Origin of the sequence: Pseudomonas sp. KCJK8993 (genome assembly GCF_046230915.1) — a bacterium.
In the GTDB taxonomy this organism is placed as follows: domain Bacteria; phylum Pseudomonadota; class Gammaproteobacteria; order Pseudomonadales; family Pseudomonadaceae; genus Aquipseudomonas; species Aquipseudomonas piscis.
Genome location: NZ_JBJJLO010000044.1, coordinates 16118 through 29831, shown reverse-complemented (window position 1 = coordinate 29831; position 13714 = coordinate 16118). Strand labels below are relative to the sequence as shown.

The window sequence follows — 13714 nt, the reverse complement described above, 5'->3', positions numbered from 1 at the left end:
ACGGTCGCTGTCTCAGGTGCGCTCGCGGTAGCCATACTCGGCCCAGCGCTGCTTGACCTGATCCTGCAGCGCCGGCGGGAACGAATGCTTGAACGAGGCGGTGCCGGCCCGCATCTGCCCGCGGAACTGCTCGGGAAACAGGCAATTGATCACCGCCTTGCCACCGCTGCCCCGGGTCCTGTCGGCCTCATTCAGGTAAGGCACCATGGGAAACTCGCGCTGCTGCGGATAGCTGAAATGGTCATGGGCCGGATGCGAGCGCGTGGCCAGCGCCCAGACCACCTGGTCGATATCGGTGATATCGATGTCGTTGCCCACCAGGATCAGCTTGGGGATCAGGTAGCCGGGGTGGGTGTCGAACACCGTCCGGGCGATCAGGTCGGCGAAGGCCCTGGCCGTGGTGTGCAGGGCCGCCAGGGCGACGGTGTCCACCGCGATCACCGCCCAGCAACTCGCTGCCTCGTACGAGCACCACACCATGTCCACGGGAAGCCCGGCCTGTTGCAGTAGCTCCAGCAACTGCGCCGAGATCATGGTGCCCCAGATGGTGTGGTTTTCCTCGGGCGGCAACCCGGCCACGCAGATCGGCAGGATCGGCCGGTCGCGGAAGGTCACGGCATGGACATGGAACACCGGCTGTTGGTGCCCCACATGATGCTGGTAGCCGTGGTACTCGCCCATGGGGCCCTCCAGCGCCGTCTCGCTGAGGCTGATCTCGCCCTCGAGGATGATCTCCGCCTGGGCCGGCACCCACAGGCCATTGGTCTGGGTCTGGACCAGGTCGATACCCTGGCCCATCAGCGCCCCCACATACCCGGACTCGCTCACCCCGGCCGGCAGCGGCATGCCGGCCACCGCCACGGCCGCCGGTGGTGCGCCCAGGGCCATGGCCCACGGAGTGGCCTTGCTCTGCTGCGTCCACATCTGGCGGATCATGCCGATGTGCTGCGTGGGGATCGCCGGACCGGTGAGCCGGTTCTTGTCGAGCAGCATCAGGCGCCCGATGCCCCAACTGTCCCAGGTACGGTCCGGCGACTGGACGATATGGAAACCATAGGTGCCCAAGTAGCGCCCACCATCTTGCTGATGGAGCAAGGGCGCAGCGAAGCGGGTCAGGTCCACCTCGCCACCGCGCCAGATGTTCTGTTGCACCGGCCCCGCGGGCATATGGCGAGGGGCCACGGGCCGGGCCTTCATCGCCGCGCGGATGGCGGCGACGATGTCTCGCGCGGTGCTGGTCTGCGCCAGCCCCAGATGCAGGGCCAGGCGCCCGTACTCGGCGCCCGGCTTGCCGCTCATGCCGGCCGGGGCTCCCAGCACCCGCGCGCCCAGGGCATTGCCGGCAATGTTATGGAACAGCGGCGCGGGCAAGCGCTCTTCGTATACCCGCCGGGTGATCGCGGCCATTTCCATGTCGCCGTCGACTTCGACAGTGACGTCGACCAGATCCCCTCTGCTCCTGAGTTCCTCGATGAAGTGCCGAAAGTCCACGGCGCAGTCATGCAAGCTCATGTTTCAACTCCCTGTGGTAGATGGGACGAACTGGCGCTCGTAGGCCAGGACATGTTCGGGGAAGAGCTCGTCATAGGTGGGCGACTCGATGCCCAGCACATGCACCTCCATGGCGTCGATCCCGGCATCGGCCGAGTAATCGAGAATGCACAGGCCGGCCGCGCGAATCTGCTGGGGGCCAGCGCCTTGCACCGTCAGTTTGAACGCCTCCTGGTCATTCCCGGCGCAAGCCCGGACCTGCTCCTGGATAGCGGCATAACCAGGCCCCGGGACGAAGAGCCCGAAAGCCACGCCCATGGGCGGGTCACCCTGTTCGAGGTCGGACCAGCCAATGAGCTGCCCATGACTGAAGATCTGGAAGCGCCCCATGCCGATACCCTTGAAAGAACCCATGATTGGCTGGCAAGGGTAACCGATCGCCATTCACCATCGCGCGGTGCGGCACTGTCCTGACTCTTTGCACCTGACGGCCGCTGTAGGCATCGGCGGCGTTTAATGAGATAAAGCCACAGCCCAGCCCATAGGAACTCTCGATGATGCGCCACCTCAGTACCGCCCTCCCGGGCCTCGTCATGGCGACCCTGCTCTGTGCATGCACCACGCAATTGACCGAGGGCGGGCGCCAGGTGAACCTGGTCACCGCGGCCTCGGCCCAGGCCTGCAAGGTGCTCAAGGCCTTCACCGTCAAGGGTTCGTCCAATGGCGATGCGTTGAACATGGCCTTCAACCGAACGGCCGAGTTGGGCGGCGACAGCGTGAGCGTCATCGATGTCGGCGACGATTCCAGCCTCCAGGCAGCGGCCCTGCAGTGCCGCCGTGATGCGGCGCGCGGCTGAACACCGCCCGCACCTTCACCAGACCCTTTGCACCGTTCCCCTGGTCGTGAGCACGACCTCCAGAGATTTCAGCCAATGTCCAGGAAAACACCCGCAAGGACCAATACCGCCACCGCCGCCGATATCGAACGCTCGATCCAGGCCCTCAACAAGATGGCCGAACGCCTTTGGGGAGATGGCCGGGAAGCCGAGGCGCAGGCGCTGATCAATGCCCTGGACGCCCTGAACCGGGCACTGGATCGCATCCGCATCGGTGAAAGCCGCAGGGCCGTCACGGTCCATTGACCAGGCCTGTTTCCCCGCCAGATCCATGAAAGCAGAGCGCCATTAGCCCATCAGCGCTAGTCGACCCCTTTGCCCTGGTCCGCCTATAGTCCCGTCCCGCCGCCCCGATGCGGGCGTGACCAGAACCACCAAGGAAGGACCACCCATGGCGAACTCTCTGCCGTGCGCCGGGCGTTCGCTGCTGGCGCTCAGCCTGCTGTGCGCCAGCGCCATGGCCGGTACCGCGGGCGATTACTGGATAGTCCACGGCAAGCAGGAGCGTTATCGCCACGAGGTGTTCATTGCCGATGCCGCCGGTATCCTGCACACCCCTGAAGGGGTGCAGTCGGCCATGATCATGCAGATCTTCGAAGACCCGGCCATGCCGGTACTGACGGCCTACGAGATCCAGTACAAGTGCCAGGAACACAAGCTGCGCCTGGACAGCGCCAGGAACATGCGGCGCCTCGACTACGCCTTCAAGGACGCGACCACCAGCCGTGGCTGGATCGATCCGCAACAGTCCGCCTATTGGCTCCAACGCAGCTACGCGTTCGTTTGCGCCCCGGGCAACCGCGACCACAACCGGATGCTGCCGCTCGGCAGGATGTCCAACGTGCAGATGGTCCAGGCCGTCCAGGCGATGTTCGTGGAGCCGCAAGACAATCCGTCCGACCGCACAATGAACCCTGACCTGGATACGATGCTCGACCCTGTACCGTGAAAGACGACGGGGCGTATTCAGCACCCGAGCTGATCGGCAAGGTCCAGGAAGTCCCGGGCGTTGATGTCGAACCTTGCATCGAACGCCGTATCGACATCGCCATCAGGACCGAACTCCAGGGGCCTGGCCACAAACGCGGTCTTGAGCCCCAGGGCGCCGGCGGCCAGCAGATCGTACTTGTGGCAGGCGACCATCATCGCATTCCCGACGCCGATGCCCAGGTAGCGCAGGGCCATCTGGTAGGTGCGTGGGTCGGGCTTGAAGGTGCCGGCCATCTCGGCGGCGAAAATGGCATCCCAGGGCAAGCCACCACTGCGGGAAATGTTGATGACCGCGCTGACGTCGGCATTGGACAGGGTCACCAAAGTGAAACGCGGCTTCAGTCGCCGCAGTCCGGCAACCGCATCGGGCCAGGGCGCGATGGCCTGCCAGGCAAAATTGATCCGTTCGCGCTCATCAAGCGTCAGGAATTGCAGCCCATGGGCCTCGATCACCTCATCCAGGGCTTGCCGGTAGAGGCGATCCACCGAACTCCAGGGCCGCGCACCGGCAAGAATCCCATCCAGCGCCGGCCGGTACTTGCGCCGCCAGGCATCGACGAAACACCCCCAATCAATGTGCGCCCCGCGGTCGCCTGCCACCTGCCGGGCCTGTTCGGCCACGCTCGAGCGAAAATCGCAGACGGTTCCCTGGACGTCGAAAATCAAGGCTTGCAGCGAACTCATCACCTATTCCCTCCATGCGAGCGATCGAACCTCCCACGCCCTGGCCGCAGGGCACTTGTGGCTCCAAGGCCGGACGACACGCACGCCCCTGCGGCGGTTGCGGCATTGGCCGGCCGCAGCACGCTCCAGCCGGGGCGCAGCAAGCATAGCAACGGTGCTTGTGACACAGCGTGCCCACAGCCCTTCACCCGCAAGGAACCTGCTGGTTTCCAGCGCGAGGCGCAACGCCCTCAAGCTGCCAGGTGTGCCCGGAAGAACGGCACTACCCTGGCCAACGCCCTTGCCGTCGCTTCAGGCTGGTCGTACAGCTCGTAGTGCGAGGTATTGGGCAAGACCAGCAGTTCCTTGTCTCTGGAGGCCGCGCGGCCATAGAGCTCCTGGCCGTCACGATAGGCCCCGAAGCCTCCGGGCCTGTCACCGATCACCAGCAGCAAAGGTTGGGTCAACAGCACTTCGGCGAGGTGGAAGGCGTCCCAGTCCACCGCCGCCGCGCGACGCGAAAACAGGAATCTGGTGGGGCCATGCTCGGCACAGCCCCGTGCAGTCTTGTAGTAGTCGGTGGCTTCGAGAACATCGATGTCGTTGATTCCGACTTGCTTGGCCGCCGCCACCGATGGCGGCAGCACATCGTCCACCCGCCCTTGGCCACCCCGGGCCTCGGCGGTGCGCTGCGCCGCGATGGCTTCCAGCGTAGCGATTGGATCGTAGCCGCCAAAACCCTCACGGCTCAGGCGTCCGAAATTGACCCCGGTGATGCTCGCCACCGCCCTGATCCGCCGTTCGGACTTGACCGCACTGATGGCATAGCCGCCGCCACCGCAAATGCCCAGCACGCCGATGCGATCGGCATCGACATAGGGCAGCGTCACCAGGTAATCGACCACCTGGCGAAAGTCTTCCACGCGCTGCCCCGGGTCCTCGACCAAACGCGGCTCGCCACCGCTGGCGCCCTGGTAGCTGGCGTCGAACGCGATCACCACGAACCCCGCCTTGGCCAGAGCAGCGCCATACACATTGCCGGAGGTCTGCTCCTTGCAACTGCCGATGGGGTGCGCGCTGATGATGGCCGGATACTGCCTGTCGCTGTCGAACTGGGGTGGGAAGTGCAGGTCCGCGGCGATGTGCCAGGCCATGCCTGGGTTGCGGAACTGGACGGTTTCAATCGTGTGGCTCATGACCGGATCCTTGCATTGATGATGACAACCGGGGTTATGCCTGCTTCGGCAGTTGCCGTGTGCCCTGCAGGTTAGGCCTTGAGCGGTCTATTGATAATCCTTCAGAATCAGCATTCAGTCATAAGCAGGCTTGATAAATGCAAGGGCATCGACTTCGAGACCTGGAAGCTTTCCTCGCGGTAGCGGAAGAAGCCAGCTTCACCCGCGCAGCCGCGCGGCTGGGCATTTCGCAATCGGCCCTGAGCCAAGTCATCCGCGGGCTGGAGGAAAGCCTCGGCTTGCCACTGTTCGCTCGCACCACCCGCAGCGTATCGGTGACGCCGGCAGGCGAGCGCTTGCTGCTGCTCATCGGGCCGGCGGTGGGCCAGATCCACGCGGGGCTGGAGAAAGTCACCGAGCTGCGGGACAAGCCCTCGGGCACCATCCGCATCAGTGCCGATGAATACGCGGTGCACAGCGTGCTGCAACCGGCGCTCAGGCACTTCCTGCCGCAATACCCGGATATCAACGTCGAACTCACCGTCGACTACGGCCTGACCGATATCATCAGTGGCCGCTACGATGCCGGTGTGCGCCGGGGCGGGTTGGTGGCCAAGGACATGATTGCGGTGAACATCAGTGCACCGCACCCGATGAGCGTGGTGGGCTCGCCCGCCTACCTCGCGCAGCGCCAAGCGCCGCAGCAGCCGCGAGACCTGACCGACCACGCCTGCATCAATCTGCGCCTGCCCACCCATGGCGAGCACTTCGCCTGGGTGTTCGCCAAGACGGGTCAGGAGCAACGGGTCCGGGTCGAGGGCCAGTTCATCAGCAACAGCATCGCCTCGGCGCGCGAAGCTGCCTTGCACGGCCTGGGCCTGGCGTACCTGCCCCTGGCCTACGTCAGTGATGCCCTGGAGAGCGGGCAGCTCGTCGAAGTGCTGCCGCAATGGCGCAAGACATTCGAACCCTATTACCTGTACTACCCCAGCCGCCGTCACCCATCGGCAGCCTTTACCCTGCTGCTCGAGGCATTGCGCCACAAACCACAGGCCACAGCGTTATCGACCTGAGGTGTGCCGAATGGCTCCCGGCGGCTGACCATTGATGCGCTTGAAGGCCCTGCTGTGGGCCGCCAGGCACATGGGACTTCCAATGGTTCACGCTGATGCGCATGGCGCCACCCAAGATGGCCCGCACGGCATCGGAGTGGACTTGCTCCGGCGCCCGGGAATCGTCATCGGCATGTGCGGCTGCGTGCTTGCCCATACCGGCCTGTGGCCGCGACATGGCGCGGCCACAGGCCCGGCGCTGCACATTTGAACGAAGCGGGAGCTGATCAGGGGCGGGGTTGCCCATGCACCGCCCGCAGGAAATCGGCCGCCAGGTGATGCGCCCATGAACGCGCCGTAAAGCCTGCGAGATAAGCGCAGTGGCTGCCTCGCCGGGTAACGGCCAACAACGTCCTGGGCATGCGTGACAGGGCGTTCTGGTGATCGCGCACGTTACCCAGTACGCAGACCGGATCATCCTCGGCGTTGAGCACCAGCAGCGGGATGGTCACGGTCTCCATCACCAGCATCGGGTTGCAGGCCTCGAGGAAGGCTTGCTGGGTGGGATAACCCGCGCACTCGTACAGGTGCCGGTGGAACTCATCCAGGCTCTGCGCACCCTCCAGGGCCGCCAGGCTGGGCAAGTGCGCCAGCGCCTGGCGATTGGGGGCCACGAACTGGCGCACCAGTTTCCTGGCCATCAAGCGGGTATAGGGCGCACGTGCACGGCCGAAAGCCACGCGGATGTCGTAGCCCGGGCAATAGGCGAAGGCGCCCCGCAACGGCGTATCGGCGCCCTGCTCGCCCAGGTAGCGGATCAGCAAGCCGGTGCCGGCGGAGATGCCGGCAGCGTACAGCGCCGATTGCGGGTAGCGCTCGGCGATCAGCCGCAGTTGTTCGCGCAGATCGGCGGTATCACCCATGGTGTTGAAACGCGGGCTGGTCAGCGGCAACTGGCCGTGGCCGCGACGCTCGCATAGCACCACGCGCCAGCCGGTGAGCCGCCTAAGATCACGGACGAAGCCACGCATGCTGTGTGGCGAGCCGGTGATGGTATGCAGCACCACCAGGGTCGGGACCTGCTCCGGCAGATCGCAGCCAAGCCAGTGCAGCGCGGTGGTGCCGCCATCGGCCATGCGCAAGGTATCGACATGCTCGTAGCTCAGGCGCGCAGCCAGGACCTTCTTCAACCCCAGCCCGAGCAGTTGCAGGTGACCGTTGAACAACCAGGGCGTGGCCCAGAAGCGTCGGCTCAAGCGCGGTACCTGGGCAATCAGCGCCTGGTTCTGCGGGTTGGGCTGGTAGATCAACTGTGGCCTGCGTGCGGCCGTGAACAGATAGTACGCACCCAGCCCGACAGCCAGCACGGCACAGGTGCTGATCCAAATCGACATCCAGAGTCCCTCGATCAAAATGTGCAACACAGGTTCAGGTCGCTACGCTGGCCAAGACCCGGCCCCACGTCAATACCTGGCTTCAGCCCCGGGGCCGATTGCGCACCACCTCTTCTTCCAGTTGCAGGAGCAAGCGCTGTAGGCGAGGTTCGCGCGCAACATGCCAATCCGTGAACACATTGAAGATGCCGCGCATGATCGAAATGGGCGCCCAGCGAAAAGGCGCGGTGATGCGCGGCTGGCGCTTGCGCAGTCCGCGCACCACGCCACGGCCGATCACTTCCGGTCCCACCGGCTGGTTCAAGAACGGCGCAACCCCGATTTCGTTCATCTTGGTGGCGATGGCGTTGCCACCGAAGGCAACCTTGGCGATGGCGGTATTCACCCAGCCCGGATAGAGCACGCTGGCAGTGGCGCCGGTACTGCCCAACTCGGCGCGCAGCGAGCGAGTCAGCGACTCCACTGCCGCCTTGGACAAGGCGTAGGGCGCATTGGCCATGCCATTGAGATAGGCGTAGGTCGACGAAGTGACCAGGATCTGCCCGCGGTTGCGCACGACTTCCGGCAATGCCGCGCGCACCGTATGCCACACGCCGAACAGGTCCACTTCGACGATGCGCCGGAACTCATCCTCATCGCAGGTGCGCAAGGTCGCCGGCGTACCCTTCCAGGAAATGCCGGCGTTGGCGAAGGCCACATCCAGATGGCCAAAGCGTTCCACAGCCTGGTGTACCACCTGCCTGGACGCCGCGCTGTCGGTCACGTCCAGCTCCAGGGCCAGCACTCGTTGGCCATCGAACTCCTGGGCCAACAGGTCCACCGCCTCCTGCCGGGTATCGGTCAGCACCAGGTTGGCGCCGTGCACATACAGCTCCCGGGCGGTGGCGGAGCCGATGCCGCCGGCCGCACCGGTGATCAGGACAACTTTGCCGTGAAGGTCGTAGTTCATGCTGTCTGTCTCTTGTTGTTGGGTCGGGAAACTGCCGCGCCGCCTTGCCTACGACCTGGCTGCCAGCCAGTACCCCGCCCCGCCATCGAGGTCATGACCCACGGGACAGCGCCGGCCTGCGGTGCTCAGGACGTCTTGCGGGTGTTCGTGAGTCGTACCGCTTCAGCCACCTTGCTTGGCTCGAAGCCGATCCGCTCGATCAAGCGCCGCAGCAGACCGCATGTTTTGGCGACCATGCCGTTGCTGCTCGGCACCGTGACCAGGTCACGCCGGCGCTCGATGCAGTCGACGAGGGAAGCAACCACCTGGTCCAGCGCCACGAACTTCCAGATGCCCCGGTGGTTGTTCCACACCAGGGCGCTGCACGGATGATCGATGACCGCCTCCATCATCGGCGTCTGGAAGAACGTCGGATGAAAACTCCCCACCCCGACGCCCTGGGGCTTGAGCTCCAGGCGAATGCTGTCGCACAGGGCCCAGACCCCAGCCTTGCTGGCGGTGTAGTGCGCGTTCAGGGGCGAATGCACGAACGCCGCCATCGAGGAGATGGCCAGCAGGTAACCCTGGCGCGCCTTTACATACGGCAGAGCGGCACGGAAGGTGCGCCAGACGCCGTTGAGGTTGATATCGACAACCCGGTCGAAGGCGGCGGGTTCCATGGACTCCAGCGATTCGGGAGAGCCGATGCCCGCCCCGGCGATCACCACATCGATGCCGCCAAAATGCCCTGCCGCATGCTTGAGCGCCGCCTCCAGACTCTGCAGCGAACACGCGTCGGCCACCCAGCCAGCGGCAACGCCGGGACCGCCCAGATCGATTGCCAGGGCATTGAGGCTGTCGCGGTCCAGGTCCAACAGGACCAGCTTGGCCCCCTTCCCGCGCAGCGCGATGGCAGCGGCCCTGCCAAGGCCGCCGGTGGCGCCGGTGATGGCGATGACGCGATCTCTGAGTACGTAACGGGTCATGGTTGCTTTCCTAGCGAGTCTTGGATGCAGGGAGTGCACAGGCCGCGTTATCCAAGGGAGCGCCGCTCAGGCTCATTGCTCTTTGGCGCCACCGGGACCGTGCGCAGGAGGAAGTCGACCTGGTCGGCCACCACTTCCTCGAACGGCTTGCCGACATAGATAGCGAAGTGGCCGTAGGGATAACGCTTGATTTCGTGATGCGGAGCGCGCCCGGCGTGTCGCAGGGTCGCCTTGGCCGGAGCCACGCTATCGGGGTCGCAAACGCTGAACAGCACGGGAGCTTGAATCGCGGGAGTCCGGCGCCCGGGGTAGTAGCGGATGATGTCCAGGGCGAAGCGTGCGGCGATTTCGTTGCGATTGCTGGCACCGGGAGCGATCAGCCCGTGGTACCCGCCCCAGCTATCGGGCGAAGTCATGAACGCCGTCTCACCCGGCTGGCCGGCGAGCGCGGCCATCACCGGCCTGGCACCGAGCATCGCGCCGAGGCGGTCCAGCACCGCCAGCGCGGTGAGCTTGATGGACACCAGCGGCTGGGTGACGAGACTGGAGGCCAGGCCATCGGTGAAGGGGCACTGGGAAATCACTGCGGCCACCCGCGGGTCCTCGGCGGCGATCGTCAGCACATGCCCGCCACCAAAGGAGGTGCCCCAGATCGCCACACGCTCCGGGTCCACCTGCGCAAGGCTTCGAGCGTGGGCAAGCGCGGCATGCCAATCCTCCAGCTGGCGCTTGATATCCAGCAATTGGCGAGGCTCGCCATCGCTGTCGCCAAAGTGCCGGTAATCAAAGGCCAGGCAGGCGTACCCGGCCGCCACGAAGCGTTGAGCGAAAGCAGGAATACGCATTCCCCGGGTGCCGCCCAGCCCGTGGCCCATCACCACCACAGGGAACGGGCCGGCACCTGCCGGCCGATAGAAGTCGGCTACGCAGCGAGTGGCATTGGAGTAGAAGTGCAGCGTTGTCGAGACCGGGGATTCACTGATATCGCTCATGGTTCGCTTCCGTTGGAATAGCTGGCGTGATTGCATTGTTGGCAAGGTAAAACGGCCCTGCTTGACGCTATCCGCCGGGCCGCTTATCAGTTCACGCCAACAACACAGTGGGCTGCGGCCCGGCAGGCGCGTGCGGTTAGCCTGCCTCCGGGGGATTGGCCTGCTCTCTGACAGCCTTGGCGACGCGGTCAGGGTCGAAGCCAATGCGCTCGATGATCCGCCGTAGCAGCCCGGGCGCCTTGGCTACCAGGCTGTTGCTCCCCGGCACGGTGACCGTGTCGCGCCGACGCCCGATGCAGTCGACCAGCGCCGCGACCACCTGCTCCAGCGACACCAATTTCCAGAGCCCCTGGTGGTTGTTCCAGACCAGCGCACTGCAACGCCCCTGGAGCGCGGCATCCATCATGGGTGTCATGAAGAACGTCGGGTGAAGAGACCCGACCCCTACCCGCAACTGCGCCAACTCCAGGCGAATGCTGTCGCACATGGCCCAGACGCCAGCCTTGCTGGCGCAGTAATGGGCGTTCAGCGGCGAATGCACGAAGGCAGCCATGGACGAGACGGCCAACAAGTAACCCTGGCGTTTCCTCACATGGGGAAGCGCCGCGCGGAAGGTCCGCCACACGCCGTTGAGGTTGATATCGATAGTCCGCTCGAAAACCTCCGGGCTCATGGACTCCATGCTTTCCTGGGTAGCCACGCCGGCGGCCGCCACCACCACGTCGACTCCCCCGAAGTGCTGCGCAACGGCCGCCAGGGCCGTCTCCAGGCTATGCAGCGAGCGCACGTCAGCGACCCAGCCCGCCACCTCATCGGGCTTACCCAAGGTCGCGGCCTGTTTATCCAGGACCTCAAGATCCAGGTCCAGCAATGCCAGCTTGGCCCCCCTGCCCCGCAGCGCCTGGGCCGCGGCTCTACCCAGTCCTCCTGTGGCGCCGGTGATGGCGATCACGCGGCCTTTGAGGTCGTAGTTGTTCATGGCAGCACCTTCAGCAAGTCTCGGGGAGGGGTGGGCAAGCACTCTGTTCAGCAGCGCATCGCGCTCGAAGCAGCGTGTATGGGCATTCTTGACCACTCCCCAAAGAACGGCTTGACGCTACCCGTCGCACGGCTTGACACTTTGCGCCAAACAACAATCGAGAGCTCGCATGAGCCAGCCACTGCACCGGCGCGTGGTTCCAGAAACCTACGTGCAACTGCTTTACGACTACCTGAAAGCCCACGGACACGATCCGGTTTCAGTGCTCGAAGAACCTTGGCCGCAGCCGGATCCGAACGGCGCCGGAGGAGTCGACGTCGAGCACTGGGAACATATGCTGGCCATGGCTGCGCGGCAGTTGGGCGATCCGCTGCTGGGCATCCACCTGGGCCGGACGATCAGCGCCCGACACTTTGGAGTGCTCGGTTCGGTGCTCCTGGCCTGCAACACCCTCGAAGCGGCCCTGGCGCGCCTGGAGCGTTATCTGCGCCTGGTGTTCGATGTCCTGCCGATGTACCGCCGTGAAGGACAGGGCTGGGTGGAAATCGTCTGGGACACCAGCGAGTACCAGCCCGGTCCCTTGGTCAATGAAACGGGAATCGTGGCGATGGTCCAGTTCTGCCGCGACCTGGTCGTTGGCGCGGTCGATCCGATCCAGATCGACTTCAATCATCAAGGTCCCACTGACCCTGGCCCTTATGAAGAATTCTTTGGCTGCCCCGTGCGTTTTGCCCAGGCGCAAGCGGTGATGCGCTTTGCCCCGGATGTGCTGGCGATGCCGCTGAAAAGCCCTGACCCGGCGCTGATCACATTGCTGGAACAGCATGCGGACCGGCTCCTGGCACAACTGCCACAGCAGGACGAGATGGTGGAGCAGGTACGCAAGACCATTTCCAGGGAGCTGCACGAGGGTGAACCAAGCATCGAGCGAATCGGGGCCCGGCTTCGTCTCTCCCCGCGGACCCTGCAACGGCGCCTGCAAGAGACCGGCACCACTTTTCGCGGCGAACTGAACCTGGTCCGCCATGAACTGGCCTTGTCATACCTGCGCGACCCGCGCCTGCAGATCGTCGATATCGCCATGCTCCTGGGGTATTCGGAGCACAGCGCCTTCACCCGGGCATTCAAGGAGTGGAGTGGGCAAACGCCGCTTGAAGCCCGGCAGAACCAGCGCTCCTAGGAAGAATGCCGGCCCTTGCTTCAAGGCAGCCCGGGCATTCGCGTCCGGGCCCTTCGCCTGACGACACAGGCCAGGCATGAAAGGTAGGCCCGGGGTCGCTGACGTACCCAGCGATTCATGGAAATACCGGTATAGCGCTCATCTGCCATCAAGCGCTTTCACCCTCGGCCAACCGGCATCACGCTGCCCATTGCGGGCAGCGTGCCGAAAGCTCAAGGCCGTGGCCGTACGAGCGGGGCCCAGAGAGGCTTCAGCCCACGACTTGTTCCGTGGCGTCCTCTGTCCCCTGCTCCTGGGGACGTTCCTTGGGCTTGGACTGCTTGCGTCGCGCTTGTCCACGCTGGCGTGAGGCCTGCTGCCTGGCATGCAGCGCCTGGGAGGCGGTGACCGTACCAGCAGCCTGGCCATCCAGGTCGAGCCGCGGCGCATCCTGGGTCATGCAGGTCCAGTAGCGACTGCCCTTGCACCAGGTAGCGATACCCAGCTTGAGCTGCTCGCTGGTCAGGCCGAGCAGTTCCAGGTGCTGCTCGGCATCCTTGAAGATGCCCTCCTTGAGCGGAACCTTGGGCGCCGGATTGACCGGAAAGGCCAGTGGAAAGTGCTTCTGCAATCGCCAGATGGCCTCTACCGCAGGATCTTGCTCACGGGGCTTGGTGTGCGGCGCAGGCTTGCGCTTACCCTGTTTGCTGCTTTCAGTTTTTACCTGCTGTTGTTCAGCCCGCAGGCGGTCACGTAGCTCAGCTAGTTGCTCAAAACCCATCGTTCATTTCAGCTTCATGGTTGATTCGTGGCGCAAGATTACCCCAAGCAGTCGTTTGGAGCAGCCTAAACCAACAACGAAATCAACATTGCATTCCGAGCGGCAGCTGGCCTCAAGAACTCGGTTCTCATGCCCCACCTTCTGGGCCATCGCCCGCAATGGCGAAAGTACCTGGCGCCGGCAAGGAGCGACTCCTGCTCGAAGAGAGGCAACGGGCCAACACGCTCA

The 13714-nt window shown here is 64.6% G+C and carries 15 protein-coding genes; 5 read left to right on the top strand and 10 right to left on the bottom strand.

The genetic code is table 11. From position 1 onward, the window contains the following. Window positions 1-12: 12 nt before the first annotated feature. Both ACK6AU_RS15940 and ACK6AU_RS15935 read right to left on the bottom strand, forming a co-directional pair. Window positions 13-1506: a UbiD family decarboxylase gene (locus tag ACK6AU_RS15940; protein WP_409300001.1), complete on the bottom strand. Its 1494-nt coding sequence runs from the start codon at window positions 1504-1506 to the stop codon at window positions 13-15. 9 nt (window positions 1507-1515) lie between these two features. Beyond that, complete coding sequence (locus tag ACK6AU_RS15935) at window positions 1516-1905, bottom strand: hypothetical protein (RefSeq protein ID WP_409299976.1); 390 nt, start codon at window positions 1903-1905, stop codon at window positions 1516-1518. Between the two features lie 140 nt (window positions 1906-2045). On the opposite strand from ACK6AU_RS15935, the gene ACK6AU_RS15930 reads away from it, so the two are divergent. The 3 genes from ACK6AU_RS15930 to ACK6AU_RS15920 all read left to right on the top strand — a co-directional run bounded on the left by ACK6AU_RS15930 (window position 2046) and on the right by ACK6AU_RS15920 (window position 3336). Continuing rightward, on the top strand, window positions 2046-2348 hold the full coding sequence (locus tag ACK6AU_RS15930) for a hypothetical protein (protein ID WP_185699433.1): 303 nt from the start codon (window positions 2046-2048) through the stop codon (window positions 2346-2348). A gap of 75 nt (window positions 2349-2423) precedes the next feature. After that, a complete protein-coding gene (locus ACK6AU_RS15925) occupies window positions 2424-2633 on the top strand; it encodes a hypothetical protein (RefSeq protein WP_185699434.1) in 210 nt (69 codons plus the stop codon). A gap of 145 nt (window positions 2634-2778) precedes the next feature. Further along, window positions 2779-3336, top strand: coding sequence for a hypothetical protein (locus ACK6AU_RS15920; protein WP_409299974.1), 558 nt, complete (start codon window positions 2779-2781; stop codon window positions 3334-3336). Between the two features lie 17 nt (window positions 3337-3353). Here the strand turns inward: ACK6AU_RS15920 and ACK6AU_RS15915 are convergent, their stop codons facing one another. Then, on the bottom strand, window positions 3354-4061 hold the full coding sequence (locus ACK6AU_RS15915; protein WP_409299972.1) for a haloacid dehalogenase type II: 708 nt from the start codon (window positions 4059-4061) through the stop codon (window positions 3354-3356). A gap of 230 nt (window positions 4062-4291) precedes the next feature. Further along, window positions 4292-5236: an alpha/beta hydrolase gene (locus tag ACK6AU_RS15910; protein WP_409299970.1), complete on the bottom strand. Its 945-nt coding sequence runs from the start codon at window positions 5234-5236 to the stop codon at window positions 4292-4294. Window positions 5237-5373: 137 nt separating this feature from the next. Between ACK6AU_RS15910 and ACK6AU_RS15905 the strand changes: the two genes are divergently transcribed. Continuing rightward, window positions 5374-6288 (top strand): LysR family transcriptional regulator, encoded by a 915-nt coding sequence (locus ACK6AU_RS15905; protein WP_409299968.1) that lies wholly within the window; start codon window positions 5374-5376, stop codon window positions 6286-6288. 266 nt (window positions 6289-6554) lie between these two features. On the opposite strand, the gene ACK6AU_RS15900 is transcribed toward ACK6AU_RS15905, so the two are convergent. The 5 genes from ACK6AU_RS15900 to ACK6AU_RS15880 form a co-directional block, all read right to left on the bottom strand. Continuing rightward, window positions 6555-7661, bottom strand: coding sequence for a YheT family hydrolase (locus tag ACK6AU_RS15900; protein WP_185699438.1), 1107 nt, complete (start codon window positions 7659-7661; stop codon window positions 6555-6557). An 82-nt stretch (window positions 7662-7743) separates the two neighbouring features. After that, window positions 7744-8610 carry an SDR family NAD(P)-dependent oxidoreductase gene (locus tag ACK6AU_RS15895; RefSeq protein WP_185699439.1) on the bottom strand — a complete coding sequence of 289 codons (867 nt, stop codon included), beginning with the start codon at window positions 8608-8610 and terminating at the stop codon, window positions 7744-7746. Between the two features lie 125 nt (window positions 8611-8735). Then, a complete protein-coding gene (locus ACK6AU_RS15890) occupies window positions 8736-9575 on the bottom strand; it encodes an SDR family NAD(P)-dependent oxidoreductase (protein ID WP_409299965.1) in 840 nt (279 codons plus the stop codon). Between the two features lie 47 nt (window positions 9576-9622). After that, a complete protein-coding gene (locus tag ACK6AU_RS15885) occupies window positions 9623-10567 on the bottom strand; it encodes an alpha/beta hydrolase (RefSeq protein WP_409299963.1) in 945 nt (314 codons plus the stop codon). Window positions 10568-10703: 136 nt separating this feature from the next. Continuing rightward, the gene (locus ACK6AU_RS15880) at window positions 10704-11546 is read right to left on the bottom strand and encodes an SDR family NAD(P)-dependent oxidoreductase (protein WP_409299961.1); all 843 of its coding nucleotides are present in this window, start codon (window positions 11544-11546) and stop codon (window positions 10704-10706) included. A 169-nt stretch (window positions 11547-11715) separates the two neighbouring features. On the opposite strand from ACK6AU_RS15880, the gene ACK6AU_RS15875 reads away from it, so the two are divergent. Further along, window positions 11716-12726, top strand: a complete 1011-nt coding sequence (locus ACK6AU_RS15875; protein ID WP_022639182.1) for an AraC family transcriptional regulator — start codon at window positions 11716-11718, stop codon at window positions 12724-12726. A gap of 250 nt (window positions 12727-12976) precedes the next feature. Here the strand turns inward: ACK6AU_RS15875 and ACK6AU_RS15870 are convergent, their stop codons facing one another. Further along, window positions 12977-13486, bottom strand: a complete 510-nt coding sequence (locus tag ACK6AU_RS15870) for a ProQ/FINO family protein (RefSeq protein WP_022639183.1) — start codon at window positions 13484-13486, stop codon at window positions 12977-12979. Window positions 13487-13714 lie beyond the last annotated feature (228 nt).

What these genes read in the sequence shown, in the direction of transcription:
- ACK6AU_RS15915 (WP_409299972.1), bottom strand. Translation starts at nt 4,061, where the DNA reads ATGAGTTCGCTGCAAGCCTTGATTTTCGACGTCCAGGGAACCGTCTGC.
- ACK6AU_RS15925 (WP_185699434.1), top strand. Translation starts at nt 2,424, where the DNA reads ATGTCCAGGAAAACACCCGCAAGGACCAATACCGCCACCGCCGCCGAT.
- ACK6AU_RS15920 (WP_409299974.1), top strand. Translation starts at nt 2,779, where the DNA reads ATGGCGAACTCTCTGCCGTGCGCCGGGCGTTCGCTGCTGGCGCTCAGC.
- ACK6AU_RS15900 (WP_185699438.1), bottom strand. Translation starts at nt 7,661, where the DNA reads ATGTCGATTTGGATCAGCACCTGTGCCGTGCTGGCTGTCGGGCTGGGT.
- ACK6AU_RS15880 (WP_409299961.1), bottom strand. Translation starts at nt 11,546, where the DNA reads ATGAACAACTACGACCTCAAAGGCCGCGTGATCGCCATCACCGGCGCC.
- ACK6AU_RS15910 (WP_409299970.1), bottom strand. Translation starts at nt 5,236, where the DNA reads ATGAGCCACACGATTGAAACCGTCCAGTTCCGCAACCCAGGCATGGCC.
- ACK6AU_RS15905 (WP_409299968.1), top strand. Translation starts at nt 5,374, where the DNA reads ATGCAAGGGCATCGACTTCGAGACCTGGAAGCTTTCCTCGCGGTAGCG.
- ACK6AU_RS15885 (WP_409299963.1), bottom strand. Translation starts at nt 10,567, where the DNA reads ATGAGCGATATCAGTGAATCCCCGGTCTCGACAACGCTGCACTTCTAC.
- ACK6AU_RS15895 (WP_185699439.1), bottom strand. Translation starts at nt 8,610, where the DNA reads ATGAACTACGACCTTCACGGCAAAGTTGTCCTGATCACCGGTGCGGCC.
- ACK6AU_RS15870 (WP_022639183.1), bottom strand. Translation starts at nt 13,486, where the DNA reads ATGGGTTTTGAGCAACTAGCTGAGCTACGTGACCGCCTGCGGGCTGAA.
- ACK6AU_RS15935 (WP_409299976.1), bottom strand. Translation starts at nt 1,905, where the DNA reads ATGGGTTCTTTCAAGGGTATCGGCATGGGGCGCTTCCAGATCTTCAGT.
- ACK6AU_RS15930 (WP_185699433.1), top strand. Translation starts at nt 2,046, where the DNA reads ATGATGCGCCACCTCAGTACCGCCCTCCCGGGCCTCGTCATGGCGACC.
- ACK6AU_RS15890 (WP_409299965.1), bottom strand. Translation starts at nt 9,575, where the DNA reads ATGACCCGTTACGTACTCAGAGATCGCGTCATCGCCATCACCGGCGCC.
- ACK6AU_RS15875 (WP_022639182.1), top strand. Translation starts at nt 11,716, where the DNA reads ATGAGCCAGCCACTGCACCGGCGCGTGGTTCCAGAAACCTACGTGCAA.